At 39.1% G+C, this 26,048-nt stretch carries 33 protein-coding genes and 1 riboswitch; of the genes, 6 read left to right on the top strand and 27 right to left on the bottom strand.

Features of this window, described 5'->3' with window-relative positions:
* Positions 1-137: 137 nt before the first annotated feature.
* The 5 genes from IGL37_RS00940 to IGL37_RS00920 form a co-directional block, all read right to left on the bottom strand.
* On the bottom strand, positions 138-1,628 hold the full coding sequence (locus IGL37_RS00940) for an aldehyde dehydrogenase family protein (RefSeq protein ID WP_002361555.1): 1,491 nt from the start codon (positions 1,626-1,628) through the stop codon (positions 138-140).
* Between the two features lie 275 nt (positions 1,629-1,903).
* The gene (locus IGL37_RS00935) at positions 1,904-3,415 is read right to left on the bottom strand and encodes a glucosaminidase domain-containing protein (RefSeq protein WP_025190311.1); all 1,512 of its coding nucleotides are present in this window, start codon (positions 3,413-3,415) and stop codon (positions 1,904-1,906) included.
* A 228-nt stretch (positions 3,416-3,643) separates the two neighbouring features.
* Positions 3,644-4,156, bottom strand: a complete 513-nt coding sequence (locus tag IGL37_RS00930; RefSeq protein ID WP_002356248.1) for a transcription repressor NadR — start codon at positions 4,154-4,156, stop codon at positions 3,644-3,646.
* A gap of 10 nt (positions 4,157-4,166) precedes the next feature.
* Positions 4,167-5,012 carry a chorismate mutase gene (locus IGL37_RS00925; RefSeq protein WP_002363448.1) on the bottom strand — a complete coding sequence of 282 codons (846 nt, stop codon included), beginning with the start codon at positions 5,010-5,012 and terminating at the stop codon, positions 4,167-4,169.
* 4 nt (positions 5,013-5,016) lie between these two features.
* Positions 5,017-5,730 carry an NAD-dependent protein deacylase gene (locus tag IGL37_RS00920; protein ID WP_002381369.1) on the bottom strand — a complete coding sequence of 238 codons (714 nt, stop codon included), beginning with the start codon at positions 5,728-5,730 and terminating at the stop codon, positions 5,017-5,019.
* 172 nt (positions 5,731-5,902) lie between these two features.
* On the opposite strand from IGL37_RS00920, the gene IGL37_RS00915 reads away from it, so the two are divergent.
* The 3 genes from IGL37_RS00915 (at position 5,903) to IGL37_RS00905 (ending at position 9,093) form a co-directional block, all read left to right on the top strand.
* Positions 5,903-6,199, top strand: a complete 297-nt coding sequence (locus IGL37_RS00915) for a hypothetical protein (protein WP_002356244.1) — start codon at positions 5,903-5,905, stop codon at positions 6,197-6,199.
* 189 nt (positions 6,200-6,388) lie between these two features.
* Positions 6,389-6,563: riboswitch (Lysine riboswitch) on the top strand.
* A 194-nt stretch (positions 6,564-6,757) separates the two neighbouring features.
* Positions 6,758-8,341 carry an ABC transporter permease subunit gene (locus IGL37_RS00910; protein ID WP_002388748.1) on the top strand — a complete coding sequence of 528 codons (1,584 nt, stop codon included), beginning with the start codon at positions 6,758-6,760 and terminating at the stop codon, positions 8,339-8,341.
* Positions 8,342-8,352: 11 nt separating this feature from the next.
* The gene (locus IGL37_RS00905) at positions 8,353-9,093 is read left to right on the top strand and encodes an amino acid ABC transporter ATP-binding protein (RefSeq protein WP_002356242.1); all 741 of its coding nucleotides are present in this window, start codon (positions 8,353-8,355) and stop codon (positions 9,091-9,093) included.
* A gap of 46 nt (positions 9,094-9,139) precedes the next feature.
* On the opposite strand, the gene IGL37_RS00900 is transcribed toward IGL37_RS00905, so the two are convergent.
* Positions 9,140-9,724 (bottom strand): TIGR00730 family Rossman fold protein, encoded by a 585-nt coding sequence (locus IGL37_RS00900; protein ID WP_033918135.1) that lies wholly within the window; start codon positions 9,722-9,724, stop codon positions 9,140-9,142.
* 173 nt (positions 9,725-9,897) lie between these two features.
* Between IGL37_RS00900 and IGL37_RS00895 the strand changes: the two genes are divergently transcribed.
* From IGL37_RS00895 to IGL37_RS00885, 3 genes are all read left to right on the top strand, one after another.
* The gene (locus IGL37_RS00895) at positions 9,898-10,389 is read left to right on the top strand and encodes a GNAT family N-acetyltransferase (protein WP_010711908.1); all 492 of its coding nucleotides are present in this window, start codon (positions 9,898-9,900) and stop codon (positions 10,387-10,389) included.
* A gap of 90 nt (positions 10,390-10,479) precedes the next feature.
* Positions 10,480-11,835 carry a branched-chain amino acid transport system II carrier protein gene (brnQ, locus tag IGL37_RS00890; protein WP_002361550.1) on the top strand — a complete coding sequence of 452 codons (1,356 nt, stop codon included), beginning with the start codon at positions 10,480-10,482 and terminating at the stop codon, positions 11,833-11,835.
* A 132-nt stretch (positions 11,836-11,967) separates the two neighbouring features.
* Positions 11,968-12,279 carry a heavy metal-binding domain-containing protein gene (locus tag IGL37_RS00885; protein ID WP_002381365.1) on the top strand — a complete coding sequence of 104 codons (312 nt, stop codon included), beginning with the start codon at positions 11,968-11,970 and terminating at the stop codon, positions 12,277-12,279.
* A 50-nt stretch (positions 12,280-12,329) separates the two neighbouring features.
* On the opposite strand, the gene truA is transcribed toward IGL37_RS00885, so the two are convergent.
* The 21 genes from truA to rpsH form a co-directional block, all read right to left on the bottom strand.
* A complete protein-coding gene (truA, locus tag IGL37_RS00880) occupies positions 12,330-13,079 on the bottom strand; it encodes a tRNA pseudouridine(38-40) synthase TruA (RefSeq protein WP_002356237.1) in 750 nt (249 codons plus the stop codon).
* An 18-nt stretch (positions 13,080-13,097) separates the two neighbouring features.
* Positions 13,098-13,895 carry an energy-coupling factor transporter transmembrane component T family protein gene (locus IGL37_RS00875; RefSeq protein ID WP_002373841.1) on the bottom strand — a complete coding sequence of 266 codons (798 nt, stop codon included), beginning with the start codon at positions 13,893-13,895 and terminating at the stop codon, positions 13,098-13,100.
* Positions 13,892-14,761: an energy-coupling factor ABC transporter ATP-binding protein gene (locus IGL37_RS00870; protein WP_002381364.1), complete on the bottom strand. Its 870-nt coding sequence runs from the start codon at positions 14,759-14,761 to the stop codon at positions 13,892-13,894. Before IGL37_RS00870 ends, IGL37_RS00875 begins: the two co-directional genes overlap by 4 nt.
* Positions 14,737-15,576 carry an energy-coupling factor ABC transporter ATP-binding protein gene (locus tag IGL37_RS00865; RefSeq protein ID WP_002359354.1) on the bottom strand — a complete coding sequence of 280 codons (840 nt, stop codon included), beginning with the start codon at positions 15,574-15,576 and terminating at the stop codon, positions 14,737-14,739. The genes IGL37_RS00870 and IGL37_RS00865 overlap by 25 nt, the downstream gene beginning before the upstream one ends.
* Positions 15,577-15,777: 201 nt before the next feature.
* Positions 15,778-16,953, bottom strand: coding sequence for a M20 family metallopeptidase (locus tag IGL37_RS00860; protein ID WP_002359353.1), 1,176 nt, complete (start codon positions 16,951-16,953; stop codon positions 15,778-15,780).
* A 15-nt stretch (positions 16,954-16,968) separates the two neighbouring features.
* Positions 16,969-18,168 (bottom strand): DUF819 family protein, encoded by a 1,200-nt coding sequence (locus IGL37_RS00855; protein WP_002356229.1) that lies wholly within the window; start codon positions 18,166-18,168, stop codon positions 16,969-16,971.
* A 16-nt stretch (positions 18,169-18,184) separates the two neighbouring features.
* Positions 18,185-18,397 (bottom strand): hypothetical protein, encoded by a 213-nt coding sequence (locus tag IGL37_RS00850; RefSeq protein WP_002411018.1) that lies wholly within the window; start codon positions 18,395-18,397, stop codon positions 18,185-18,187.
* Between the two features lie 45 nt (positions 18,398-18,442).
* Complete coding sequence (gene rplQ, locus IGL37_RS00845; RefSeq protein ID WP_002356228.1) at positions 18,443-18,826, bottom strand: 50S ribosomal protein L17; 384 nt, start codon at positions 18,824-18,826, stop codon at positions 18,443-18,445.
* 73 nt (positions 18,827-18,899) lie between these two features.
* Entirely contained in the window at positions 18,900-19,838 is a 939-nt protein-coding gene (locus IGL37_RS00840) for a DNA-directed RNA polymerase subunit alpha (protein ID WP_002356227.1), read from the bottom strand.
* A gap of 80 nt (positions 19,839-19,918) precedes the next feature.
* Positions 19,919-20,308 carry a 30S ribosomal protein S11 gene (gene rpsK, locus IGL37_RS00835; protein ID WP_002356226.1) on the bottom strand — a complete coding sequence of 130 codons (390 nt, stop codon included), beginning with the start codon at positions 20,306-20,308 and terminating at the stop codon, positions 19,919-19,921.
* A 27-nt stretch (positions 20,309-20,335) separates the two neighbouring features.
* Entirely contained in the window at positions 20,336-20,701 is a 366-nt protein-coding gene (rpsM, locus tag IGL37_RS00830; RefSeq protein WP_002356225.1) for a 30S ribosomal protein S13, read from the bottom strand.
* Positions 20,702-20,720: 19 nt separating this feature from the next.
* A complete protein-coding gene (gene rpmJ / locus IGL37_RS00825) occupies positions 20,721-20,837 on the bottom strand; it encodes a 50S ribosomal protein L36 (protein WP_002288710.1) in 117 nt (38 codons plus the stop codon).
* 32 nt (positions 20,838-20,869) lie between these two features.
* Positions 20,870-21,088: a translation initiation factor IF-1 gene (infA, locus tag IGL37_RS00820; RefSeq protein WP_002356224.1), complete on the bottom strand. Its 219-nt coding sequence runs from the start codon at positions 21,086-21,088 to the stop codon at positions 20,870-20,872.
* Between the two features lie 210 nt (positions 21,089-21,298).
* Positions 21,299-21,949 (bottom strand): adenylate kinase, encoded by a 651-nt coding sequence (locus IGL37_RS00815; protein ID WP_002356223.1) that lies wholly within the window; start codon positions 21,947-21,949, stop codon positions 21,299-21,301.
* Positions 21,950-22,035: 86 nt separating this feature from the next.
* A complete protein-coding gene (gene secY, locus IGL37_RS00810; RefSeq protein WP_002359350.1) occupies positions 22,036-23,334 on the bottom strand; it encodes a preprotein translocase subunit SecY in 1,299 nt (432 codons plus the stop codon).
* Positions 23,335-23,775: a 50S ribosomal protein L15 gene (rplO, locus tag IGL37_RS00805; protein WP_002356221.1), complete on the bottom strand. Its 441-nt coding sequence runs from the start codon at positions 23,773-23,775 to the stop codon at positions 23,335-23,337.
* Between the two features lie 47 nt (positions 23,776-23,822).
* Positions 23,823-24,002: a 50S ribosomal protein L30 gene (rpmD, locus tag IGL37_RS00800; protein ID WP_002356220.1), complete on the bottom strand. Its 180-nt coding sequence runs from the start codon at positions 24,000-24,002 to the stop codon at positions 23,823-23,825.
* Positions 24,003-24,016: 14 nt separating this feature from the next.
* A complete protein-coding gene (gene rpsE, locus IGL37_RS00795; protein ID WP_002356219.1) occupies positions 24,017-24,517 on the bottom strand; it encodes a 30S ribosomal protein S5 in 501 nt (166 codons plus the stop codon).
* Between the two features lie 20 nt (positions 24,518-24,537).
* Positions 24,538-24,894, bottom strand: a complete 357-nt coding sequence (gene rplR / locus IGL37_RS00790; RefSeq protein WP_002356218.1) for a 50S ribosomal protein L18 — start codon at positions 24,892-24,894, stop codon at positions 24,538-24,540.
* Between the two features lie 160 nt (positions 24,895-25,054).
* Positions 25,055-25,591, bottom strand: a complete 537-nt coding sequence (rplF, locus tag IGL37_RS00785) for a 50S ribosomal protein L6 (protein ID WP_002356217.1) — start codon at positions 25,589-25,591, stop codon at positions 25,055-25,057.
* 31 nt (positions 25,592-25,622) lie between these two features.
* On the bottom strand, positions 25,623-26,021 hold the full coding sequence (gene rpsH, locus IGL37_RS00780) for a 30S ribosomal protein S8 (protein WP_002356215.1): 399 nt from the start codon (positions 26,019-26,021) through the stop codon (positions 25,623-25,625).
* Positions 26,022-26,048 lie beyond the last annotated feature (27 nt).

The raw sequence follows: 26,048 nt of genomic DNA, 5'->3' as shown, positions 1-26,048 counted from the left end.
ATTTTTGTACCAGGCTTTACTTTTAATCTGTTTTACTTTACTCATCACTCAACTTTTTAAAAAAATTATTGTTTTGTTTAGCTCGAAAAATAACAATAACCAAAAATAAGTTTGTTATCTAAAATTCACTACACTACTTAATACAGTCCATCTGCTTCTTCTTTTGTCACAATGTAAATATTTTTCATTTGCGTATAAGCATCTAGCATTGATTTATGCGTTTCTCGACCAATTCCTGATTTTTTATAACCGCCAAATGGCGCGCCCGCAGGCAATTGATTGTATGTGTTGACCCACATCCGACCTGTCCGTACACCACGAGCAACCCGTAATGCCACATTGATATCTTGAGAAAAGACGGCACCACCTAGACCATATTCAGAATCATTAGCTAAACGAATGACTTCTTCTTCCGTTTCAAATTTAATCACTGTTGCAACAGGACCAAAGATTTCTTCTTGGGCCACACACATTGTATTCGTACCATTCGCTAATAACGTAGGTGCTAAAAACGCCCCCTTGTCTAGCCCATTTTCTGTTAAACGTTGCCCACCAGTAATCAGCGTAGCTCCTTCCTTCACACCAATTTCGACATATTTTAAAATTTCTTCCAATTGATGCTCATTGATCTGAGCGCCCATTTCAACATCTTTTTCCCACGGGAAACCAACGTTCACTTGTTCAAACTTTTCCTTTAAAGCTTCTACAAATTGATCATAAATACCTGACTGAACGAACACACGAGACCCAGCACAACAAACTTGCCCTTGATTGAATAAAATCCCTAACTGCACGCCTTCTAATGCACGTTCCCAATTGGCATCTTCAAAAATAATGTTGGCTGATTTTCCGCCAAGTTCTAAAGTGGCTGGAATTAGGCGGTCGGCCGCCGCTTTAGCGACAGTGTACCCCACCTCTGTTGAACCTGTAAAAGCTAGCTTATCAAACCCTGGATGTGCCAACATATAATTTCCTGAATCAGAACCACGACCGGTGATTAAATTCACTACTCCTTTCGGCAAGACTTGATCAAAAATCTTAAACAATTCCAACAGACTTAATGATGTGCTCGAGGACGGATGAATCACAACCGTATTACCTGCTGCCAACGCTGGCGCTAATTTCCAAGCACCCATTAATAAGGGGAAATTCCACGGAATAATTTGACCCACAACACCAATGGGTTCTTTCACAACAATGGATAACGTATCCTTATCAAATTCTTTGACAGATCCTTCTTCTCCACGAATCACACTAGCAAAATACCGAAAATGGTCTGCACTGGCAGGGACATCAATCGATTGCGTTTCCCGAAGCGGTTTTCCATTATCTAAAGTCTCCACCATAGCCAAATGTTCTTGATTTTCTTCAATCAAATCAGCAATTTTCAATAAAAGATTGCTTCTTGTTACAACGTCAACATCTTTCCATGTCTGAAACGCTTCTTGAGCTGCTTCTACAGCTCGATCCACATCTGCATTTGTGGCATCAACAAATTCTGCTAATTTTTCGCCATTACTAGGATTGTAACTAGCAATCATTTTGTTACCACTACCTGTTGTCCACTCTCCATTAATATACAATTGATAGCTACTGGCAACTACTTGATTTATTTCTTTTTTACTCATTTACCCACCTCTTTTTTTATTTTTGTATCCGCTTACAATTATAAGACATCTTTCACCTAAAAGTAAATGATTCTACCTAAAAAAATATAGCTCTCAGCGACTGTTGCTAACTCATCCCGACCTGAAGCCTCCTGGCAATAACTGAATGTATTAAACTTTATTGGAGAGAACTTTTGCCACAAAAAAAGCTGGCACTGAAGAATTAAAATTGATTCTTCAGTACTAGCTTTGATTTTTCCAACTCATTCGTTCTTATTGACAAAGAGCTGATTTTTTTATTTATCTTTTGGAACGATATAGTTCATTAAATGTGTTTCATCGGCTGAGATTGTACGTGTCGAAACAACGTTTAATCCCTTCACGTTCATTTCAGAAATTAAGATGCTACCATCTTTAAAGACTTTTTCCACAAATGCGACATGACCATAAGTATTGTCTGCGCCTAAAACACCAGCTGGGAAGGAAACCGCTGCACCTGCTTTTGGTGTACGACTTACTTTGTACCCGCGTGCACGACCTGTTTCGCCCCAATCTTGACCATTCCCCATTGTTAAGTCCACACGTTTACCTAATTGCGTAATACGGTTGTAAACATATTGTGTACAGTTGCCCCAAGCATAACTATTAAAGGTGTCATAGTTTTTGCCATTATAGGCTGGGAAATTTGATTCCATTGGTTCAACGGTTGCTTTTTCTTTATCATAATAAGTTAAATCGTATGTTTTAATTAACGCATTTAATTTCTTATGGTAATCTTTGTCCGTTGCATATTTTCCTGTTAGGAAACGCGTCGCTTCTTTGTATGATTTGGCTTCCGTTTTCCAGACACCATGATAGAAATCTTTATTGGAATCTAAACCATTTTTCAATAATTTCGCATAATCTTCCATCGATTCTTTATACGTTGGATATTGACGGAATTTTGCTTCTACTGTGTATAGGTTACCGAAACCATTGTCTTCATAGGTAATAAAAGAAACAGATTGACCTTTGTAATCGCCTTTAATACCAAACAAATTGTAGTTTGGTTTCTGGCTTAATTTACTATTGCCGCTGCCACTTTCTAAAATTGCTTGAGCAATCATCACACTAGCATATAAGTTTTTGTCCTTGGCCACTTTCCGAGCAGATTCACCGATTTCTTGAATAAACTCTTCTGTCTTCTTCGTTTTGCTGACCGTAAACGTCTCATCGTCTTCCACTAACCCAACCGTTTCATTTGTAACTGGTGGGACTATTTCAGGCTGCGGTGTTGACGCTGCTGGTTGTTCTACTGGCTTTTCAGCTGGCGCTGTTGGTGTCACTGGTTTCGCCGGCTGTTTTGATTCAGAAGTACTCGTGCCAGGTTTTGGCTGTTCTTTAGAAGAACTTGGTGTGGTCGTCGGCGTGGTACTTGATTCAGTTGTACTTGTTGACGTAGAATCTGTGGTTGACTCTGTTGTACTCGTTGAGGTGGAGTCAGTAGTCGATTCTGTCGTACTTGTGGATGTTGAATCCGTTGTGGAATCTGTCGTTTCGGTTCCTGACGTTTCCGTGGACTCCGTGGTTGTAGATTCACTTGATTCGGTTGAACTTTCTGTTTCAGTTGTTGATTCTTCTGTCGCTTCTGTTGTTTCACTAGTTGCTGTCGTTTCAGTGTCTTCAGCAGTTGTTGCTTCTGCGGTTGTTTCTGCAACAGAACTATTTTCAGCTACCAAGTTATTACCTTCTGCAAATGCACCTACTGGCATTGATGAACCTAAAAGTAATAAGGTAGAGAACAGGGCAAATTGTTTTTTCATACTCATTCTCCTTTTTTATTTTTCTCCATTTATTTTTATGTACCAACATATATAATTGACATAGTTATTGTTTAAATGGCTCCTTTTTTAATAGTATACTGTTTCATAAAAAATTTCTAGCAAAAAGTTAAAAAAATAGAAGAAAATTCACAAATTCTTCTATCTTTTTTTGGTAATTTTCTAAGAAAAAAAAGAAAGGGCTTGAACAAACATCAACGTCCTCTCTTTTTCTCGTTATCCTTCAAACAAAATACTTTTTTTTCGAAGTGCCTCTTTGATTTCTTGGAAAGTTTCTTCGTCTGCACAGCGAATAGTATGCAGATGGACGCCTCCTGTTAAAACTGATAGTAATGTAGCATGCTCTTTTTGATACTTGTCCATAAATTTATCAATATCTTTCTCTGATTGAATGCGCAAACTGCCGATTAATTCCCCATAAAGCGGATGTGCAATACTCACATCTACCACTTCTCCACCTTTGGCAACAATGACTGACAATTCTTCTCTCGTTTGTTCAGGTGTATGTTGACAAGCAATTTTCCGTTCAATTCCTTCTAAAGGTTGTTCCAACATATACCCTCGAGCTGTTGCGACAATTTCGACCCCTGTCGCCCGTAATAGAGCGACATCTCCTACAATAATTTGTCTGCTGACATCAAAAGCTTTTGCAAAACGAGTGGCACTAATTGGCTTTTCGGTCTCTCTTAATCTTTTAACAATCTCTCTTCTTCTGATTTCTCCATCCACGACCTTCGCCTCACTCTCCTAAATGTTTTTCTTGGAAACGTTTAGAGGCGTCCATAATTCCCTGGAAAGTCTCAGATAATGTTTCTTCATACTCGGCATTTTCAACATGATTCAGAATAGTTTCTAATACTTGTTGTTCTCTTTCAGAATCAAAAACCGCATGACCTGCTTTCTTTTTCACTGCAGCAATCTCTGCGACGACGTCCATCCGCTGTTCTAATAAACGGACCAGTTCCTTATCGATTTGGTTAATCTTTGCTCGTTGTTGTTCTAAAGAAGTTGTTGGGGCGTCATCTTCAGTCAATTCTTTAATTATCCGTGCTGGATTACCTGCGATCACACAGTTTTCTGGAAACGATTTGGTCACAACAGCACCTGCTGCCACCACTACATTATCGCCTAATGTTACGCCAGGAAGGACAATCGCTCCACCGCCAATCCAAACATTGTTGCCAATGATAATTCGTTTCCCTGATTCCATTCCGCTATTACGCTTGGCCGCTTGTAATGGATGCTCGGCTGTATAAAGTTGCACATTGGGTCCAAACATACAGTTATCGCCAATTTCGATTGGACAAACATCTAAAAAAACGTTATTAAAATTGGCATAGAAATTTTTTCCCACAGAAATGTTGTAGCCATAATCAAATTGAATCATCGGTTCGATGTACGTCCCGACACCCACTTTTCCAAACGTTTCTTCTATTAATTGACGACGAATATAAGTGTCTGGTTGTTGGTTAATTAACGCCATTTGTTCACGGGCTTTTTTGCGATCAGCCACTAATTCAGGATCTGAGGCAAAATATAGTGCACCTGCGATCATTTTTTCTTTTTCTGATTTAAATTCTTCCATTCCGTTACTCCTTTATCGTTAATTCTGCAAATATCGTTTCGGCTTTCGCTTCTAAAAAATAATAAGGTTGTTGTAAAAATAGCGGCGTTTGATTAATGGCTAAAATAGTTGCCGTTGGTTGTTTATAATGAATCAAATCGCAAAATGGATGCACTTGAAAACTCGTGCCGACAATCACGATTAAGTCGGCAGAAGCAACGGCCTGAATGGCTTTTTCAATTGCCTCTTCGGATAGTCCTTCTTCATACAAAGTAATAGCTGGACGGATTTGTCCATGACAATCAGCGTGCCGATCACTAAGCAAATAGTCTTGCCAAGGAACCGTTGCACCACAAGTTTGGCAATAACATTCATATAAATTACCATGAAAGTCCACCACTTCTTGGCTACCTGCTTTTCGATGAAGCCCATCAATATTTTGTGAAACAATTTTTCCCCGTTTCATTTGCTCTAATTGGGCCATTTTCTGGTGAATGATATTAGGTTGTGCGTCTGGATGATAGAGCGTTTTAACGAATTGATAAAACTTTTCTGGCTCTGTTTTTAAGCAAGTCCGGCTCAATAAGTATTCCGGTTGCTGGATTCCTTGATAGACACCTTTTAAGGAACGATAATCTGGCACACCTGAGGCTGTCGAGATACCCGCACCTGTTAAAAATGTGATTTTTTGTTGGGTTGCCAACCAATGAATTGCCTCGGCTTGCGTGATATCTTGCATATCGATTCAGCTCCTAATCTTCTATATTATAACGTATTTTAACATTAGCACCAAAAGTTTTTCCACTTTTTGAAAACTTCTTACCTATATATTGATTTATCTTGAAAGAGTTTGTGACAAATTTCTCAACTCGTGGTAAAATATGCATGAGTAAAAGTGAGGTGAAACAACAATGGTCGCATTTATTATTTATTGGGCTGCAATTATTGCCTGCATCGCTTGGGGCGTTTTAAGCATTTGGTTCTCTGTTTTTTATCTTTCTCGTAAAGAAAACGGAAATCTTTGGGCTTTTGCGTTCTTCAACGTTATCGCTATTATCGCCTTAGCAATTGTTTTATTAGTTTACAAAACTTGGGATTTCGGTATCTTAACTTACTCAAGTCTAATTTATACAATTTTAGCTTCTTTAGGTGTATTGACTGTTCTTCAAGCTATTTTAGGTCGTGAACCAAAAGCTGTCAAAGCTTAAGTAAAAAGCAACTGTTCCTTTAGGAATGGTTGCTTTTTTCGTATTAGTTTCTATTTCGTAGGGGAAATGTTACGCTAATTTGATGGTGTTTGTGTCCTCTTGATAAATTCCTTTGCTGGAACATATTGACTTTCTTCTGGATTTATCCTAAAATTAATAACTGAATTTAATAACTGAATAGTGCCTCAAAAAAGAGGTAGAGGTCGCGGTTTTTATTACGCTTGTGGAGTGAGAGGACACTGGGAAGCAAGTTTAGGATCAATCGCCGAAATGCATAACGGAGCCTCTTCTGTTGTGTGTTGGGACGTAAGTTAAGAGCTTGCGGACTGTCTTAGTAGTGATGCTAAGTTGTGCTATGTTTCGTTGAGGAATTTTTTTCGACATTACCTAGCAACCTTACATCTGTTTGGTTGTTTTTTTGTATTCAAAAATAGGTTGTGACAGAAGTATTCTCCTTTAAAAAGACAGAATCGCTTTTGCTCAGCTGATTATCAAAGCTTGTTGATTGAAAAAAGACAAAACGATCAATCAGACAAGAAATTTAAAGGAGAGAAAAAGATGAACAAAAAAGTTTTTTCATTCAGTCTACTACTTGTCACGCTATTTTCGTTACTTGGCATGACAACCAACGCTTCGGCGGAGGAAAATGGTGAATTTCGTGTCGGCATGGAAGCTGGCTACGCCCCTTTTAACTGGTCACAGAAAAATGATGCACATGGCGCAGTGCCTATTCAAGGCAACTCTTATGCAGGCGGCTATGATGTTCAAATTTCTAAAAAAATTGCCGATGGTTTAGGTCGTAAATTAGTAATCGTCCAAACCAAATGGGATGGCTTGGCGCCCGCCTTACAATCTGGAAAAATTGATGCCATTATCGCCGGAATGAGCCCAACCGCTGAACGAAAAAAAGAAATTGCTTTTACAAACCCTTATTATGAATCACAATTTGTCGTAATTGTAAAAAAAGATGGCAAATACGCTAATGCAAAAAACTTGAAAGATTTAGCTGATGCTAAAATTACAGCTCAACTAAATACATTCCACTACGGATTAATTGATCAAATTCCAAATGTCAATAAACAGCAAGCAATGGATAACTTTTCAGCTATGCGAACAGCACTTGCTTCTGGCATGATTGATGGGTATGTTAGTGAACGCCCCGAAGGCATAACAGCAACTAGTGTCAATAAAGAATTAAAAATGTTAGAATTTCCAAAAGAAAATGGCTTTGATGCTAGCGCTGAAGACTCACAAGTAGCAGTCGGCATGCGTAAAGGCGATCCAGACATTGAAAAAGTAAACAAAATTTTAGCAGGTATTTCTCAAGATGAACGGACAAAAATTATGGACCAAGCAATCAAGGATCAACCTGCAGCAACAGATAGTGATGAACAAAAAACAGGACTTATTAACGATTTCAAAAATATTTGGAATCAATATGGCGACATGTTTTTACGTGGTGCTGGTTTAACGCTATTTATCGCGTTAATTGGGACGGTCGTCGGAACAACCCTTGGTTTACTAATTGGTGTCTTCCGTACAATTCCAGATTCTGAAAACCCAGTCGCTCGTTTCTTCCAAAAATTAGGAAATTTAATTCTTTCTATTTATATTGAAGTTTTCCGTGGTACACCAATGATGGTTCAAGCAATGGTTATTTTCTATGGTTTAGCTCTAGCTTTTGGCATCTCTTTAGACCGAACAGTGGCCGCACTATTTATCGTTTCTGTGAATACTGGTGCCTATATGTCTGAAATTGTTCGCGGAGGTATTTTCGCAGTAGATAAAGGACAATTCGAGGCAGCACAAGCGATTGGGATGACCCATGGACAAACAATGCGTAAAGTCGTTATTCCCCAAGTATTACGTAATATTTTACCTGCAACAGGGAATGAATTTGTCATTAATATCAAAGATACAGCCGTGTTAAGTGTTATCGGTGTCGCAGATTTATTCTTCCAAGGGAATGCTGCTTCTGGCGCAAACTTCCAGTTCTTCCAAACCTTTACAATTGTCGGCATCATGTACTTGGTAATGACTTTTGTGATTACACGAATCTTACGTGTTGTGGAACGTAAAATGGATGGCCCTTCTGCTTACGTTAAAGTAGAAGAATTAACTGAAGAAGGAAAAGAAAGCTAGGAGGCAAACAGATGAGTGCAATTATTGAAATTGAACATTTACGAAAAAGCTTTGGCGAAAACGAAGTATTAAAAGATATCAATATGAACGTCAATAAAGGAGAAGTTGTCACCATTATCGGTTCTTCTGGTTCTGGTAAATCAACGTTACTACGTTGTATTAATTTGTTAGAAAAACCAACAGATGGCAAAATCATCTATAATGGTAAAAATGTTTTAGAACGTGGTTATAGTTTGCCCAAATATCGGACCCATTTAGGCATGGTTTTCCAATCATTCAATTTATTTAATAACATGAATGTCTTAGAAAACTGTACTTCTGGTCAGATGACTGTCCTAAAAAGAAACAAAGAAGAAGCCAAAAAAATTGCCTTAGAAAATTTAGAAAAAGTTGGCATGGCTCGTTTTATTGATGCCAAACCTGCTCAATTGTCTGGTGGACAAAAGCAACGGGTAGCCATTGCTCGAGCATTATCAATGGATCCAGATGTTTTACTTTTCGATGAACCAACTTCTGCATTGGATCCTGAAATGGTTGGCGAAGTGCTAAAAACAATGAAAAATCTTGCCCATACAGGGCTAACAATGGTGATTGTAACACATGAAATGGAATTTGCGCGGGACGTATCCGATCGTGTTATTTTCATGGATAAAGGTGTCATTGCCGAAGAAGGGACCGCTGAAGATATCTTTGTCCATCCAAAAGAAGCTCGGACAAAAGAGTTCTTACATCGGATTTTAACGAAAAACTAGTAAAAAAGAGGCAGTCATTCTGGTTAGAGTGACTGCCTCTTTTTTACTAGTTTTTGTATTGACGAATCATTGGCGGTTCATAGGAATCAATAAATGCACCAATTTCTTCTAAGGAATCTGAAATGAAAATTTTAGCTCGATCCGCTTCTGTTAAGAAACTAGTTTCTACCATTTTATCAAAAAAAGCAGCTAATAAATCATAGTAACCATTCACGTTGTATAAAATACAAGGATTCATATGTTCACCGACTCGGCCCCAAGAGATCACCTCGCTAATTTCTTCTAGCGTGCCGGGACCACCGGGTAAAGCTAAATACACATCTGCCAATTCAATCATCTTTTTCTTACGCGCATGCATATCACTGACTGTATGCATCTTTGTAATGCCATTATGTGCAATCTCTCGTTCCATTAAAAAAGTGGGCATGACACCAATTACCTCTCTACCTTCTGCCAAAAGCGTATCAGCCACTGTACCCATTAGACCAACATTGCCACCGCCATAAACTAGATCATAGTGATTTTCTTTCATCCAAGCGGCTAACGCTACTGCAGCTTGCTGATAGATTGGCTCATTCCCCAGACTGGCGCCACAATATACTGCCATTTTTTTCACAAACATACCCTCCATTTAGATAGATTCTTTTTTACCATCTATCCTCTGGTAGCTATGGTAGCATATTTTGATTTTATCGAAAAGGTGCAGCCATTTTTCTTTTCGTTTTAAAAGTATTTGAATTTTCAGACAATAAATGCTATAGTCTTTTTATATTTTAAAATTTCAGAAAAAGGAGCCCTATTATCTTGTCTACCTCACTCACTATTCGCTTAGTTGCCGAAGCAGATTGGCCCGCATTACATACCTTGGACCAAATCATTTGGACAAAAAAGAATACCCCTGCCGAGATACAACCACTCTCGCTTGCGGCATATCAGGAAAAAATGAAGGATGAAACGATTTTCGTTGCCATCAGCGGACAACAACTTGCTGGATTTATTGAAGTCCATCCGCCCACTTCGTTAGCAGCTCATCAAAAGCAATGGCTACTAAGTATTGGCGTTTCGCCAGATTTCCAAGGTCAAGGGATTGGTGGTTCTTTGTTGTCGTATATCAAAGATATGGCTGAGATAAGCGGGATTCATAAGCTGAGTTTGCGAGTAATGGCTACCAATCAAGAAGCCATTCGATTCTATGAAAAACATGGTTTTGTGCAGGAAGCACATTTTAAAGAAGAATTTTATATAAATGGACACTATTGTGATGATTATCAGTATGCTTATTTCATAGAAAAATAAGAAAACCAATGTTTTCTATAAAAACTGGTTGCTCTCTGTTTCTTCTTCTGTTATTTTAAATAATAAGACAATATTAAGGAGTGTGAATCTATGCAAAAAAAGTTAGTTTGGCGTGATTATCTATACGTTGGTTCAATGTTATTCGGTTTGTTTTTCGGTGCTGGAAATTTAATTTTCCCTGTACATATGGGACAAGAAGCGGGGGCTTCCGTCTTTTTAGCAAACTTGGGCTTCTTAGCCACTGGAATTGGCTTACCTTTTCTTGGTGTCATTGCTATGGGTGTTTCTAAAAGTTCAGGTGTTTTTGACTTAGCTTCTCGGATTAATCGTCGTTATGCTCTTATTTTTACCTTACTATTATATTTAACGATTGGTCCTTTCTTTGCTTTACCAAGGTTAGCAACTACTTCTTTTGAGATTGGTCTTGCACCATTTGTTCCGAAAGACTTGCAATGGCTGGTTCTTGCTGGCTTTTCCGCATTATTTTTCTTAGCCGTTTGGCTCTTCTCTAGAAAGCCAAGTAAAATCTTAGATTATGTGGGTAAGTTTTTAAATCCGTTATTTTTAGCATTGCTAGGAATTTTGATTGTTTTAGCCTTTGTAAAACCATTAGGTCATGTGGCCAGTGCCGCTGTTGGTGAAAATTATATTTCAAGTCCTTTCTTTAAAGGATTTACAGAAGGTTATAATACGCTGGATGCTTTAGCTTCATTAGCTTTTGGGATTGTTGTCGTTTCCACTTTACGAAATATGGGCGTCGAAAAACCAGGAGATATCGCTAAAGGAATGATTAAATCAGGTGCTTTCAGTGTTGTATTGATGGGGATTATCTATACCTTACTTGCTTATATGGGAACAATGAGTATCGGGGCTTTTCCAATCAGTGAAAACGGCGGGATTGCCTTAGCCCAAATTGCCAATTACTATTTAGGCCTACCAGGGAGTATTTTACTGGCTTTTATCGTAGTTCTTGCTTGTTTAAAAACCGGTATCGGCTTAAGCACAGCCTTTTCTGAGACTTTTGAAGAAATGTTTCCGAAAGTTTCCTATCAAAAATTCTTGGCAATTGTTGTTATTTTACCAGCTATTTTTGCAAATGTCGGCTTAACCAACATCATTCAATTTGCCGTTCCAGTCTTGATGTTCCTTTATCCATTAGCGATTACTTTAATGCTTTTGGTAATCATCAGTCCTATTTTCAAACATCGACGGGAAGTCTATCAAGCAACGACCTATATCACATTGATTGCTGCTGTTTTAGATGCATTAAATAGCGCGCCTGCCTTTATCAAAGATACGGCGTTTGTAACAACGCTTTTAGAAAAAGCCGGCCAATACTTACCATTGTTCACTATTGGCATGGGCTGGGTCGTTCCAGCAACGGTTGCTTTTCTAATTAGTTGGGTTTGGGTCATGATTTCTAAAAAAGATCCTATTCTTGATTAATTCTTACCAAAACGACACTAGAAAAAATGCGGAAGCGCATCTTTTCTAGTGTCGTTTTTATGTATATTCGTTGTACCAAACTCTTGACTATGGTAAATTGAAGTTACCAACAAGTACTGGAGGAAATTGCCCATGTTAGTTACAACAACCGAGAGAATTAGCGGTCAAGAATATGAAATTATTGGAGAAGTTTTCGGGTTAACCACACGTTCTAAAAATATGTTTAAAGATTTAGGTGCTGGACTAAAAAGCGTAGTTGGCGGTGAAATCAAAGGTTACACTGATATGCAACGAGAAGCACGCGACCAAGCAATCGAACGTTTAAAAGCAGAAGCCTCTAAATTAGGTGCAGATGCCGTTGTGATGATGCGTTTTGATTCTGGCACAATTGGCACAGACATGCAATCTGTCGTGGCTTACGGAACAGCTGTTAAATACATCTGAATTTTGCAACTAAAAAGACGCAGACCTTTTCTTGTAAGGTCTGCGTCTTTTTAGTTTTCATATTTCACTTCTGCTAAATACAATCCTTCTGGATGAGCAGTCGGACCTGCTAAATTTCGATCTTTGGCTGCGATAATTGCTGGAATCGCGGTTGGTTCCAGCCGCCCATTGCCGATTTTCAATAGCGTACCAACTAAAATCCGAATCATTTTGTACAAGAAACCATCGCCCCGAAAAGTGAATGTTAATTCATCCCCCGTTTCATTGACATGAACGCTGGCTTCATGAATGGTTCGGACTTTATCTTCTACCGAACTTCCTGAGGCACAGAAAGAGGTAAAATCATGGGTGCCTAATAAATCAGGCAAAGCTTGTTGGATTTTTTCGAGATCAATGGGATACGGAAAATAACTAGCATAAAAACGTCGAAATGGACTTCGCGGTTTGCCAATATCCACTTTAAATTGATAGGTTTTTTCGATCACATGATAACGTGCATGAAAGTCTTCTGAAACACGTTCCACGCTGCGCACAGCAATGTCTTCGGGTGTTTGTGTATCTAACGCAAAGCGCATTTTTTCCAACGGACGTTCCTGCGGATAATCAAAGTGAATCACTTGGCCCATTGCATGAACCCCTGCATCTGTTCGTCCTGAACCAAAAACCGTCACGGAGTGTCCGTTATTCATGCGTGCTAACGTTTTTTCTATTTCTTCTTGAACGGTACGCTCATTAGGCTGCTTTTGAAAGCCATGAAAATGAGTGCCATCATAGGCAATGATTGCTTTATAGCGGGGCATAATTTTTATTCACCTTTTCTAAGTTCTTAATACAAATAAGCCAATGGTTAACAAGACAAAGCCAAACATTACTATTGTATCTCGTAGGTGCCAATGAAGAATGCGGTATTTTGTCCGTCCTTCGCCACCTTGATAACCTCTTGCTTCCATGGCAGTCGCTAAGTCTTCCGCACGATTAAAACTACTTACGAAAAGCGGAATCAAAAGTGGAACAATAGCTTTCATTTTTTGAAGTAAGTTTCCTTCGCCAAAATCAACACCACGGGCACGTTGGGCATTCATAATCTTTTCCGTTTCATCCATTAATGTTGGGACAAAACGTAAGGCAATTGATAACATCAATGAAACTTCATGAACTGGAAATTTCACCACACGAAGTGGACGTAGCAAATATTCAATCGCATCTGATAACTCTAATGGTGCCGTCGTTAAAGTTAATAACGTTGACATGAAAATAATTAAAACAAAACGACAGAAAATAAACAGCCCATTCGTCACACCAAACTGGGTAATGGAAATAATTCCCCACTGAAAGTACACTTCGCCCCCTTGTGTAAACAAGGTTTGAAGAGCCACAGTAAACAGAATTAGCCATAATAATGGCCGAACACCGCGGATAAAGAAGCGGGCGCTGATTTTTGATAATGAAATAGCAAAAGCAGTAAAGGCTGCTATTAAAACATAACTCTGCCAATTATTTGCTAAAAAGATAATCCCAATAAAATAAAAACTAGCTAATAATTTTGCGCGCGGATCTAAACGATGGATAAAAGAATCACCTGGAATATAGCGCCCAAAAATCAATTTATTCATCATTTTGCCTCACCTGCTTCCTGCATTTTTTTCAGAAGCTGATCGGCTAATTGATCGGCCGTTAATGGTAATTGCTCAAAAGAAAAGCCTTTTGCCACTAATTTTTCAGCAAATTCGGCTGCAGTTGGCACGCCTAATTGTTTTTCTTTCAGCCATTGTGTCTCTTGAAACACTTCTTGTGGTGCTCCCGCTCGGACGATTTGTCCTTTTTCTAAAACAATCACATGATCTGCGTAATTAGCCACATCATCCATCAAATGTGTCACTAAAACTATGGTCATATTATGTTCCTTATGCAGACGACTAAACATCTCCATCATTTCTTTACGACCCTTAGGATCCAAACCAGCCGTCGGTTCGTCTAATACTAAAACTTCTGGTTCCATCGCTAGCACACCAGCAATTGCGACACGGCGCATTTGACCACCTGATAACTCAAACGGAGAATGTTGTAAGTATTTTTCATCTAAGCCGACTAAATCAAGCATTTTCTTAGCTAATTTTTTCGCTTCTTCGTCTGAAACACCAAAGTTTTTCGGTCCGAAAGCGATGTCTCGCTCCACTGTTTCTTCAAACAATTGTGCTTCTGGAAATTGAAAAACGATCCCAACTTTTTTACGAATTGGTTTTAAATTCTTATTATCAGTTTCTGGCGTAATTACACGCTCTCCAATTGTCACTTGGCCTTTAGTTGGTTTCACCAAAGCATTTAAATGTTGCAACAACGTTGATTTGCCACTGCCAGTATGACCGACAATCGCTGTATAAGAGCCGTCTTGAATCGTTAAATTAATATCGAATAATGCCCGTTGCTCAAAAGGAGTATTGGGTTGGTAAGTAAAATCTACTTGTTTAAAACGGATGTCCATAACCAATCCACCATCCCTTCTTCTGTTAAATAATTCGTTGGCACAACAACGCCACGCTCTTTCAAAGCTACTTTTAATTTTTCAGGAAACGGTAAATCCAAGCCCATTTCAACAAGCGCTTCTCCTGCAGAAAAAATCTTTTCTGGTGTTCCTTCGTTTGTCAATTGTCCTTGGCGCATCACTAAAATACGATTCGCATTAGCCGCTTCATCAATATCGTGGGTAATAGAAATAACTGTTAAATTGCTTTCTTCTTTAATCTTTTGAATGGTAGCAATTACTTCTGCACGACCTTCTGGATCTAACATACTTGTCGCTTCGTCTAAAATAATAATATCTGGTCGCAAAGCAACCACACCAGCGATAGCTACTCGTTGTTTTTGGCCGCCAGATAGCCGAGCAGGTTCTCGCTTGGCAAAATCTAACATACGAACCCGTTCTAATGCATCGTGAACACGTTCGACCATTTCATCACGCGGAATACCTTGATTTTCTAAACCAAAAGCCACATCGTCTTCGACTGTTGAACCGACAAATTGGTTATCTGGATTCTGAAAGACCATTCCTACCATACGCCGGATATCCCAGACATTTGCTTCATTTAATTCTTTGCCGCCAACTTTGATAGTCCCAGCAGCTGGCAGTAACAGCCCATTGATCGTTTTGGCTAACGTTGATTTACCAGAACCATTATGGCCAATAATAGCGACCCATTCGCCTTGTTGAATGGAAAAAGACACATCTTTTAAAGCGGGAGAAGCATCTTCTGGTTGATAATTAAATTGGATATTATTTAGTTCAATGATTGGTTGCATCGCGTACTCCCTCAATCTATTTATTCTTTCTAACACTACCAAAAAAGTAGCGTTTTTTCAATCATCTGTTCTGATTCTTCACACTATTTTTTATTATACCAAAAGAACGGTCATTATGGGAGCTCTTATCTGTCTTGACAGGTCTATTTTTCATAAAAATAACTTCTTGTTCTCATAAAACAAGAAGTTACTGATTTTCTTTTAGAAATGCGTCTTCAAATATTCAAACGCATATTGGGCATATAACTCAGCACCCATTGCCATCGCATCTTCATCAATATTAAAACGACCATGGTGATGTGCCCATTCCGTATCTTTCTCCGGATTACCACTTCCCACTAAGGCAAAACAACCAGAAGCATGTTCAGTATAATAACTGAAGTCTTCACCACCGGTTGTCGGCTCTTCTTGTCTTAAGGCCGCTTCACCAAAATTTTCCTTAATTAGTGTTTGGGCAAACAAGGCATCCTGCTCATCATTAATCACTGGCAACGTCCCATATTGATAATCTAACGAAGCCGTCCCACCGTAAATAGCGGCTGTTTGTTCCGCATAGCGTTGTAGCGCCTGTTCTACTCGATTACGCGTTGCTACACTAAAGCAACGAACCGTTCCTTCTAAACGTGCATTCTCAGCAATCACATTAAAACGGGTCCCCACATCCATCCGTCCAATCGTGACAACTACTGGATCTAAAGGATCTGTCTCCCGAGAAACAATCGTTTGCAGATTCATCACAAAAGAAGAAGCTATGACTGCCGCATCAATACAAGCGTTTGGCATGGCACCATGGCCACCACGGCCTTTAAAATCAACAGAAAAAATATCTGCGGATGCGAAACTTGAGCCCACTCGACACGAAGCGGTTCCTACAGGCATTTGTGACCAGATATGTAAGCCAAATACATCATCAACACCGGTCATTGCACCTTGCGCAACCATTGCTTTAGCACCTTGCGCATTTTCTTCAGATGGTTGAAAAATTAACCTTACTGTTCCCTGAAGTTCTTCCTGGATTTCTTTTAATACTTTAGCCGCTGTTACTAACATCGCGGTATGGGAATCATGCCCACATGCATGCATCTTGCCAGCTTCTAAAGATTTATAAGCTAAATCTTCATTTAATTCCTGTACAGGTAAGGCATCCATATCAGCCCGCAGCGCAACCACTCGGCCTGGTTTGCCGCCCACAATTTCAGCAATTAAACCCGTCGGTTCTGTTTTGCGATAAGTAATTCCTAATTGATCAAGAACTGCCGCGACTTTTTCTGTCGTTCGAAATTCTTCAAATTGTAATTCTGGATGTTGGTGTAAATCCCGTCGAAAAGCAATCATTTCTTGTGCATGCTGCTTGACTAGTGCTTTGATTTTTTTCATACTTACGCCCCGTTTCTACAAACTTAATAAAATACTTGAAAAAATACCCGCTAAAATAACCGAAACAATGGTGACTGTTACGAAACCTGCCACTAACATCGGTGGCATTAAATGGCTCGTTAAAGCCGCCTGTTCTTGTTCATCTTCTGTCAATGATTGAATCACTTCATTAGTAATAATATAATCGGCTGGAAAGCCATATAAAGCTGTCAACGAAACAGCGAATGCCATCTCTTTACTCACACCTAATACACGACCAACAATTGCTGAAAAGATGTACATCCCGATAACACCAATCACAATAATCCCAATCATTGGTAAAAATAAATCCATCAACATTTCAGGTGTGGCTTGTTTTAAGCCATCAAAGACAAAAAGCATTAACCCTAAAATCGCAAAACCAAAGCTATTTGCTTTCTGCAATGGTTGCTTTTCTAAAAAGCCTAAAGACGTTGCAATCACGCCAAAACATAAACACAGCACAAAAGGACTAATCGTCACAAACGGTGCCGTCCACACAGAAACATAATAAGCAAGTGTGGCAACTAAGGCTAAACGTAAAATTCGTGAATAATCTGTATGATATCGTTTGGGTACTTTTTCAAATAGTTTAGGCACATCTGGTTCTGCTCCTGTTTCTTGCCCCTCTTGTTCATGAACCGGCTGCCATGTCCCTGCTCGATATTCTTGAAGCTTCCGCTTTCCTTCTTTTTTTAGAACAATTGAAGTTAAGGGATAACCTGCAAACCCTTGAATGACATAAATTAAAATTGCCAAAACTGAAAGTGAGGCTAAACCAGCTGATTGAGCCGCTTCTGACATTACTAATGAAGAAACTAAACCTCCTACTAACGGCGGGATTGCAACTAAAACTGTTTTTAAGTCAAAAACAAAAGTCCCCACAGCTAACAACAAGGCAATAATGCCCAGAATACCTGACAAAGCAATCACAATCGTTTTCCATTGATTAACCAATTCTTTAACAGAGAGCAGAGTGCCCATATTAGTAATCAACAGATACATTAATAAAGTGGCAACCACTGTAGGAATCCCTGCCACTTCCACAATATTTTGTGGAAAAATAGTCCAATAACCAAGAATAAATAAAACACCACAAACAAAAACAGATGGAATCCAAGCTTTTGTTTTGATAGAAACTACATCACCAATGTATAAAATAACCATCAGCAACGAAAAAGCAAACATTTGCGACATATAATTCCCCCTTCTACTAACTCAGATGTTTAATTATCTGAAAATTCCAATTAATAACCAGTATAACAAACCGGAAAAGCTTCTGCAATGCTTTTAAGAAACAAAAAAGCTTTGAGAAAACAGCGTTTTCCCAAAGCAAAAAAAAATCACCTTTATATGATGAGTGCTCCCCTGCTAAAGCCATCTTTAGCAGGGAAAGCAGAGCTAGACTCGGAGTCGCCTCCAACATCATAACACTCTAAAAGAAACATCTATAAAGTGATCGGTTTATTAATTATTTAACAAATTCGATAACTACCATTGGTGCTGCATCGCCGCGTCTTGGTTCTGTCTTCAAGATACGAGTGTAACCACCTTGGCGTTCCGCGAAACGAGGTCCTAAATCGTTAAATAGCTTTTGTAAAGCTGATTCAACAACGATAGACTCATCTTCTTCACGAACACTAGCAACTTCATTACGAACGAAAGTAGCTGCTTGACGACGTGCATGAAGATCTCCACGTTTACCTAAAGTAATCATTTTTTCTACAGTTGAACGTACTTCTTTCGCACGAGCTTCAGTAGTTACGATGCGTTCGTTGATGATTAAATCAGTTGTAATATCACGTAGCATAGCTTTACGTTGGCTTGATGTGCGTCCTAATTTACGGTAACTCACGTTGGGTTCCCTCCTTCGTTTCTGTTCTCACGAGCCACTGCTGTTAAGCAGGACTGGAAACTTCGTAAAAGTCTTAATCGTCCTTACGTAATCCTAATCCTAGATCATGCAATTTAAGTTTTACTTCTTCAAGAGATTTACGACCTAAATTACGTACTTTGATCATTTCTGGTTCAGATTTGTTTGTAAGTTCTTGTACAGTATTAATGCCTGCACGTTTTAAACAGTTATATGAACGAACTGATAAATCAAGTTCTTCAATCGTCATTTCTAGCATTTTCTCTTTTTGAGTTTCTTCTTTTTCCACCATGATTTCAGCGTTTTTCGCTTCGTCAGTAAGGTTTACAAAGATATCTAAATGCTCAGTCATGATTTTCGCAGCTAAACTTAGTGCTTCTTGAGGAATGATTGAACCATCTGTCCATATTTCCATTGTTAATTTGTCGAAATCATCACGACGACCAACACGTGTATTTTCTACTTGGTAGTTAACACGACGAACGGGTGTGTAGATGGAATCAACTGGAAGTACACCGATTGGCATATCTTCTTTTTTGTTTTCGTCTGCTTGAACATAGCCACGACCAGGTTTCACTGTTAAGCGAGCATGGAAAGTAGCTCCTTCAGCAACACTACAGATAACTAAATCTTTATTTAGGATCTCAACATCACTGTCCACGATAATATCGCCGGCAGTCACGGTAGCGGGTCCTGTAATATCGATCTCAAGGGTTTTCTCTTCTTCAGCATATAATTTCAATGCTAAGCCTTTAATATTCAAAATAATTTGTGTTACGTCTTCTCGTACACCTGGAATGGTTGAGAATTCGTGTAAAACACCATCGATTTGAATATTCGTAATTGCAGCTCCTGGTAAAGAAGACAATAAAATACGACGTAGAGAGTTACCTAAAGTAGTTCCGTAACCGCGTTCTAATGGTTCAACGACGAACTTACCATAATCTCTATTTTCATCAATTTTTTCGATTCTTGGTTTTTCAAATTCAATCATTCTTATCTATACCCCTTTCAAAACGAAAAGTGTCTTGTTCAATGACGTTCCTAATTCAAACTCAGAATGAGTGGCGCTCATTAAACACGACGGCGTTTTGGAGGGCGGCATCCATTATGAGGAACTGGAGTCACGTCACGAATTGCAGTCACTTCTAAACCTGTTGCTTGTAATGAACGAATTGCTGCTTCACGTCCAGAACCAGGTCCTTTAACTGTTACGTCTACAGTTTTAAGTCCATGTTCCATTGCCACTTTAGTTGCGGCTTCTGCAGCCATTTGAGCGGCAAAAGGAGTTGATTTTTTGCTTCCTTTAAAGCCTAATGATCCTGCTGATGACCATGCTAATGCATTACCATGTGTATCAGTAATCATTACGATTGTATTGTTGAATGTAGAATGGATATGTGCTACACCTGATTCTATATTCTTTTTGACACGGCGTTTACGACTAACTTTTTTTGCTGCCATGAAGTTCTAACCTCCTTCACTTAGGAATTATTTTTTCTTGCCTGCTACTGTTTTAGTAGGGCCTTTACGAGTACGTGCATTATTTTTCGTGTTTTGTCCACGAGTTGGTAATCCACGACGGTGACGGATTCCACGGTATGAACCGATTTCCATCAAGCGTTTGATGTTTAAGTTCACTTCACGACGAAGATCCCCTTCAACTTTTAACTTATCAATTTCCGCACGAATCGCATCTGTTTGTTCGTTTGTTAAATCACGTACACGAACATCTTCAGATACGCCAACGTTTGCTAAAACTTTTTTAGCTGTAGTGTTACCAATACCATAAATGTAAGTAAGAGAAACTACTACACGTTTGTCACGAGGGATGTCTACTCCTGCAATACGAGCCATTATTCGTTACACCTCCTAATTATCCTTGACGTTGTTTATGTTTTGGATTTGCTGGGCAAATAACCATAACACGTCCTTTACGGCGAATTACTTTACAATGTTCACACATTGGTTTTACTGATGGTCTTACTTTCATGATAATACCTCCTGTGGTTTTACGGAGTACAATTATTTAAAGCGATAAGTAATACGGCCACGCGTTAAATCATACGGTGATAATTCAACTGTTACTTTGTCACCAGGTAAGATACGGATGTAGTGCATACGGATTTTACCTGAAACAGTAGCAAGAACTTGGTGTCCATTTTCTAGTTCGACTTTAAACATTGCATTCGGCAAAGTTTCGACGACTGTACCTTCGACTTCAATCATATCTTCTTTTGCCACGCACAGTACCTCCTTGTACTTGTTTCGCGTTTTCACACGATAAAACGGCGGAAACTCCAGCTCCCACCTAGAAATTCTCAACTAACTTCGTTATTCATTTTGATGTCACAAAACTGTAGAAGTCGGACTGATATATTCTACCATATTTAGTTATGTTTTGGCAAGAGAAACTGAATACAACAACAGGGTTAAACTGCGGGCAATTGGAAATTAGTTTTCGTCAATGATTTTTTTCACATCAGAAAAAACAGTATCGATTTCGCGATTGCCATCGATTGTATGCATCAAGCCTTGTTCTTTATAGAAAGCTAAGATTGGTGCGCTACTTTCAATGTTGACTGCCAAACGATTTTTAACCGTTTCGGGCTTATCATCTTCTCTTTGGTAGAATTCATGTCCGCCACAGCGATCACAAGTGCCTTCAACTTTTGGCGGGTTGAATAATTTATGATACGTTGCGCCACATGTGCGACAGATGAATCGTCCAGCTAAACGCTCGATTAATACATCTTCTTCTACATGGATGTCAATGACAGCATCAATTTTTTTGTTTAATTCTTTAAGCATTGTATCTAATGCTTTTGCTTGATCCAGTGTACGTGGGAAACCATCTAATAGGAATCCTTTGTCTGTGTCTGGTTCAGCAAGGCGTTCTTTAACAATTCCGTTTGTTACTTCGTCAGGAACCAGTTCACCTTTATCGATATAAGATTTCGCTTCTAGGCCCAAGGCAGTTTCATTTTTCATTGCTGCACGGAACATATCTCCAGTAGAAATATGTGGAATGCCATACGTATCAATGATTTTTTCTGCTTGGGTGCCTTTACCTGCTCCAGGTAATCCCATTAAAATGAGGTTCATATATTCTCCTCCTAATTTTAAAGACCGGCTTATGAAGCTAGCCATATGTGAGAATGGTGCTGAGGTAAAACCTCAACACTCGATTCTTACTTATTGATAAAGCCGACATATTGACGTTTCATCATTAATCCTTCTAATTGTTTCGTTGTTTCTAATGCAACCCCGATAACGATTAGTAAACTTGTTCCACCTAAACCGATTGATTGAGGTAAGTTCCAAACCATTTGCGCAATGATTGGAAGTAAAGCAACAAGTCCTAGGAAAATTGAGCCGACAACACTTAATCTCATTAACACGCCAGATACATATTCTTCTGTACCTTTACCTGGTCGCACGCTTGGAATGTAGCTTCCTTGTTTTTGTAAGTTTTCCGCTAATTTCTCAGGGTTTACTTGAACAAATGCATAGAAGAACGTAAACGCAACGATTAGGACAGTATAGATGATTGCCCCTGGAACTGTGTTATAACTGAAGATTTTTGTCATAATGTCATACCAATTTTCACCAGCGAATTTTGATGAGAAAGCTTGTAAAATGGCATTTGGTGTTGCAATTAACGAGCTGGCAAAGATAACTGGAATAACCCCAGCAGCATTTACTTTTAACGGTAAATAACTACTTGTTGGTGCACCAGAAACACGTTTTGTATATTGGATTGGAATCTTACGTTCTGCTTGTTGGAAGAACGTTACGACTGTAACAATCACCAAAATAGCAATAACTAAGATTGCAATGAAAATAACAGATTGCCAAATACGAGAAGACTCGATATTGACGAAGTAATCTTCATAGATTTCTTTGACTGCTCCTGGCAAACGAGAAATAATCCCGGCAAAGATAATCATTGAAACACCATTTCCGATTCCTTTTTCTGTAATTTGTTCACCCATCCAAGTCACAAACATCGTCCCAGCAGTTAAAATAACTGCAATCATCACAAAGGTACCTAAGGTTGGATTGTTGACAATCCCAGTTTGACTTAAGCTATTAAAACCAGCAGTGATCCCCATTGACTGAGCCACACCCAAGACAATCGTTAGATATCTTGTAGCTTGATTTAATTTCTTACGCCCAACTTCCCCTTGTTTTGACCATTCTACAAATCTAGGTACAATATCCATTTGCAATAGTTGAATAATAATAGAGGCTGTAATGTATGGCGAAACCCCCATCGAGAAGATAGAGAAGTTTTGCATGGCACTACCACTCACCATATTCAACATATTCAAAAAGGGTAAGCTACTTAAATCAGACAATCCCTTTGCATTCACCCCGGGCACAGTAATGTGCGCACCTAGGCGAAATACAAACAAGATTAAAACTGTAAATAAGATTTTTGATCTAATGTCTTTGACTTTAAAGGCGTTCTTTAATAGCTTGAACAATTAGATCACCTCGATTGAACCACCAGCAGCTTCGATAGCTTCTTGTGCTGATTTCGAGAATTTAGCTGCTTTCACAGTTAATTTTTTCGTTAACTCACCATCTGCAAGAACTTTGATTCCCGCTTTTTCGTTTTTAACGATTCCTGCTTCTTTTAGGACAACAGGAGTTACTTCTGTTCCATCTTCAAAACGGTTTAAAGTATCTAAGTTCACAACAGCGTAATCTTTACGATTAATGTTTGTAAACCCACGTTTTGGTAAACGACGGAATAATGGAGTTTGACCCCCTTCAAATCCTAAACGAACACCACCGCCTGAACGGGCTTTTTGCCCTTTTTGTCCACGGCCAGCTGTTTTACCATTACCAGATGAAGTACCACGTCCAACACGGTTACGTACTTGGCGTGAGCCCTCAGCAGGTTTTAATTCATGAAGTTTCATAGGTTTGGCACCTCCTTAAGCAATCTTCTATTACAAATCTATAAATCTTAAACTTCTTCTACGTCCACTAAATGTGAAATAGTGTTAACCATACCTTTGATTGCTTCATTGGCAGGTTTTGTAACAGTACTATTCACTTTACCTAAACCTAACGCTTTAACTGTAGCACGTTGGTTTTGAGGACGTCCGATAACACTGCGTTTTAAAGTAATTTTTAATTCAGCCATTATTTTTGTCCTCCTTAACCGATAATTTCTTCTACAGATTTACCGCGAAGTGCTGCCACTTCTTCGGCACGTTTTAATTGTTTTAGACCTTCAACAGTTGCGCGAACAACGTTAATAGGTGTGTTTGAACCTAGTGATTTAGATGTAATATCTGCTACACCAGCTAATTCCAATACGGCACGAACTGGTCCACCAGCAGCTACCCCAGAACCTTCTACTGCAGGTTTCATAAGGATACGGCCGCCACCGAATACGCCAATTACTTCGTGCGGGATAGTAGAACCAACCATAGGCACTTCAACTAAGTTTTTCTTCGCGTCTTCGATTGCTTTACGGATAGCTTCAGGTACTTCTTGTGCTTTACCAGTACCGAAACCAACGTGTCCGTTTTTGTCACCGACAACAACTAAAGCTGCGAAACGTAAACGACGTCCACCTTTAACAACTTTTGTTACACGGTTGATCGCTACAACGCGGTCTTCTAATTCCAAATGTTTTGGATCAATATAAACCATGAATGGTGTTCCTCCTTCTCCTAAAATTCTAGTCCATTTTCACGAGCAGCTTCAGCTAAAGCTTGCACGCGGCCATGGTAAAGGTATCCACCACGGTCGAAGACTACTTTTTTGATGCCTTTTTCAGCGGCACGTTCAGCAACTAGTTTACCAACAGCTGCAGCTGTTTCTGTTTTTGTTCCACCTGAAATTTCTTTATCCAAGGCAGAGGCACTTGCTAGCGTCACACCCGCTACGTCATCAATGACTTGCGCGTAGATGTTTTTGTTAGAACGGAAAATGTTCAAGCGTGGGCACTCAGCAGTACCAGAGATTTTGTTACGTACACGACGATGTCTCTTTTGACGTGTTTTGTTTTTATCTGGTTTTGTAATCACAATTTTCACCTCTTTGATTTAATGTTTACTACTAATATTTCAAGCAGTCAGCAGATTACGGAAAAGAGAAGCTGGCAGACAAGACAAAAGCATTTTATTGGAAAAATCCCATAAAATGACAGTTGCTTGTTGTTGACTTCTGTTTTCTACACAGCTGTTATTATTTACCAGTTTTACCTTCTTTACGGCGTACAAATTCACCAACATAGCGAATCCCTTTGCCTTTATAAGGTTCTGGAGGACGAACGCCACGGATGTTAGCAGCTAATTCACCAACAACTTCTTTGTTGATGCCTTTAACGATAACTTGTGTGTTCGCAGGTACTTCAAATGTTACGCCTTCTGGTGCTGTCATTTCGACAGGATGAGAATAACCAACGTTTAAAGTTAATTTGTTGCCTTGTACTTGGGCACGGTATCCGACCCCGATAAGTTCAAGTGCTTTTTGGAAACCTTCAGAAACACCAACAACCATGTTGTTGAAGTTTGCACGAGTTGTTCCGTGGATTGTTTTCATTTCTTTTGAATCGTTTGGACGAGTGAATGTCACTTCGTTTCCTTCGATGTTCATTTTGATATCAGAAGAAAATTCGCGTGTTAATTCACCTTTAGGTCCTTTAACTGTAATGTTGTTTCCGTCTTGCTTGATTTCAACACCAGCAGGAAGAACAACAACTTTATTACCAATACGGCTCACTTAGAGACACCTCCTTGTGTATTTTTTAGAATTACCATACGTAGGCGATTACTTCGCCGCCGATATTTTTCGCTCTAGCTTCTTTGTCAGTAATTACACCCTCTGATGTAGAGATGATTGCAATTCCTAGACCGTTTAATACTTTTGGTACTTCGTCAGCTTTTACGTATGCACGTAAACCTGGTTTAGAAATACGTTTTAAGTTTGTGATAACACGTTCTTCGTTTTTACCATATTTTAGGAAAACACGGATTACGCCTTGTTTGTCATCTTCGATGTATTCTACGTCGCGGATAAATCCTTCACGTTTCAGGATTTCTGCGATATCACGTTTGATTTTTGAAGCAGGTACTTCTAAAGTTTCATGTTTAACCATGTTCGCATTACGAATGCGAGTTAGAAAATCTGCAATTGGATCTGTCATGACCATTGAACTATTTACCTCCTTTATGCGAGT

This window comes from Enterococcus sp. AZ119 (assembly GCF_050546175.1).
In the GTDB taxonomy this organism is placed as follows: domain Bacteria; phylum Bacillota; class Bacilli; order Lactobacillales; family Enterococcaceae; genus Enterococcus; species Enterococcus faecalis.
The sequence above is the reverse complement of the archived record's forward strand: the minus strand, read 5'-3'. Positions and strand labels throughout refer to the sequence as shown.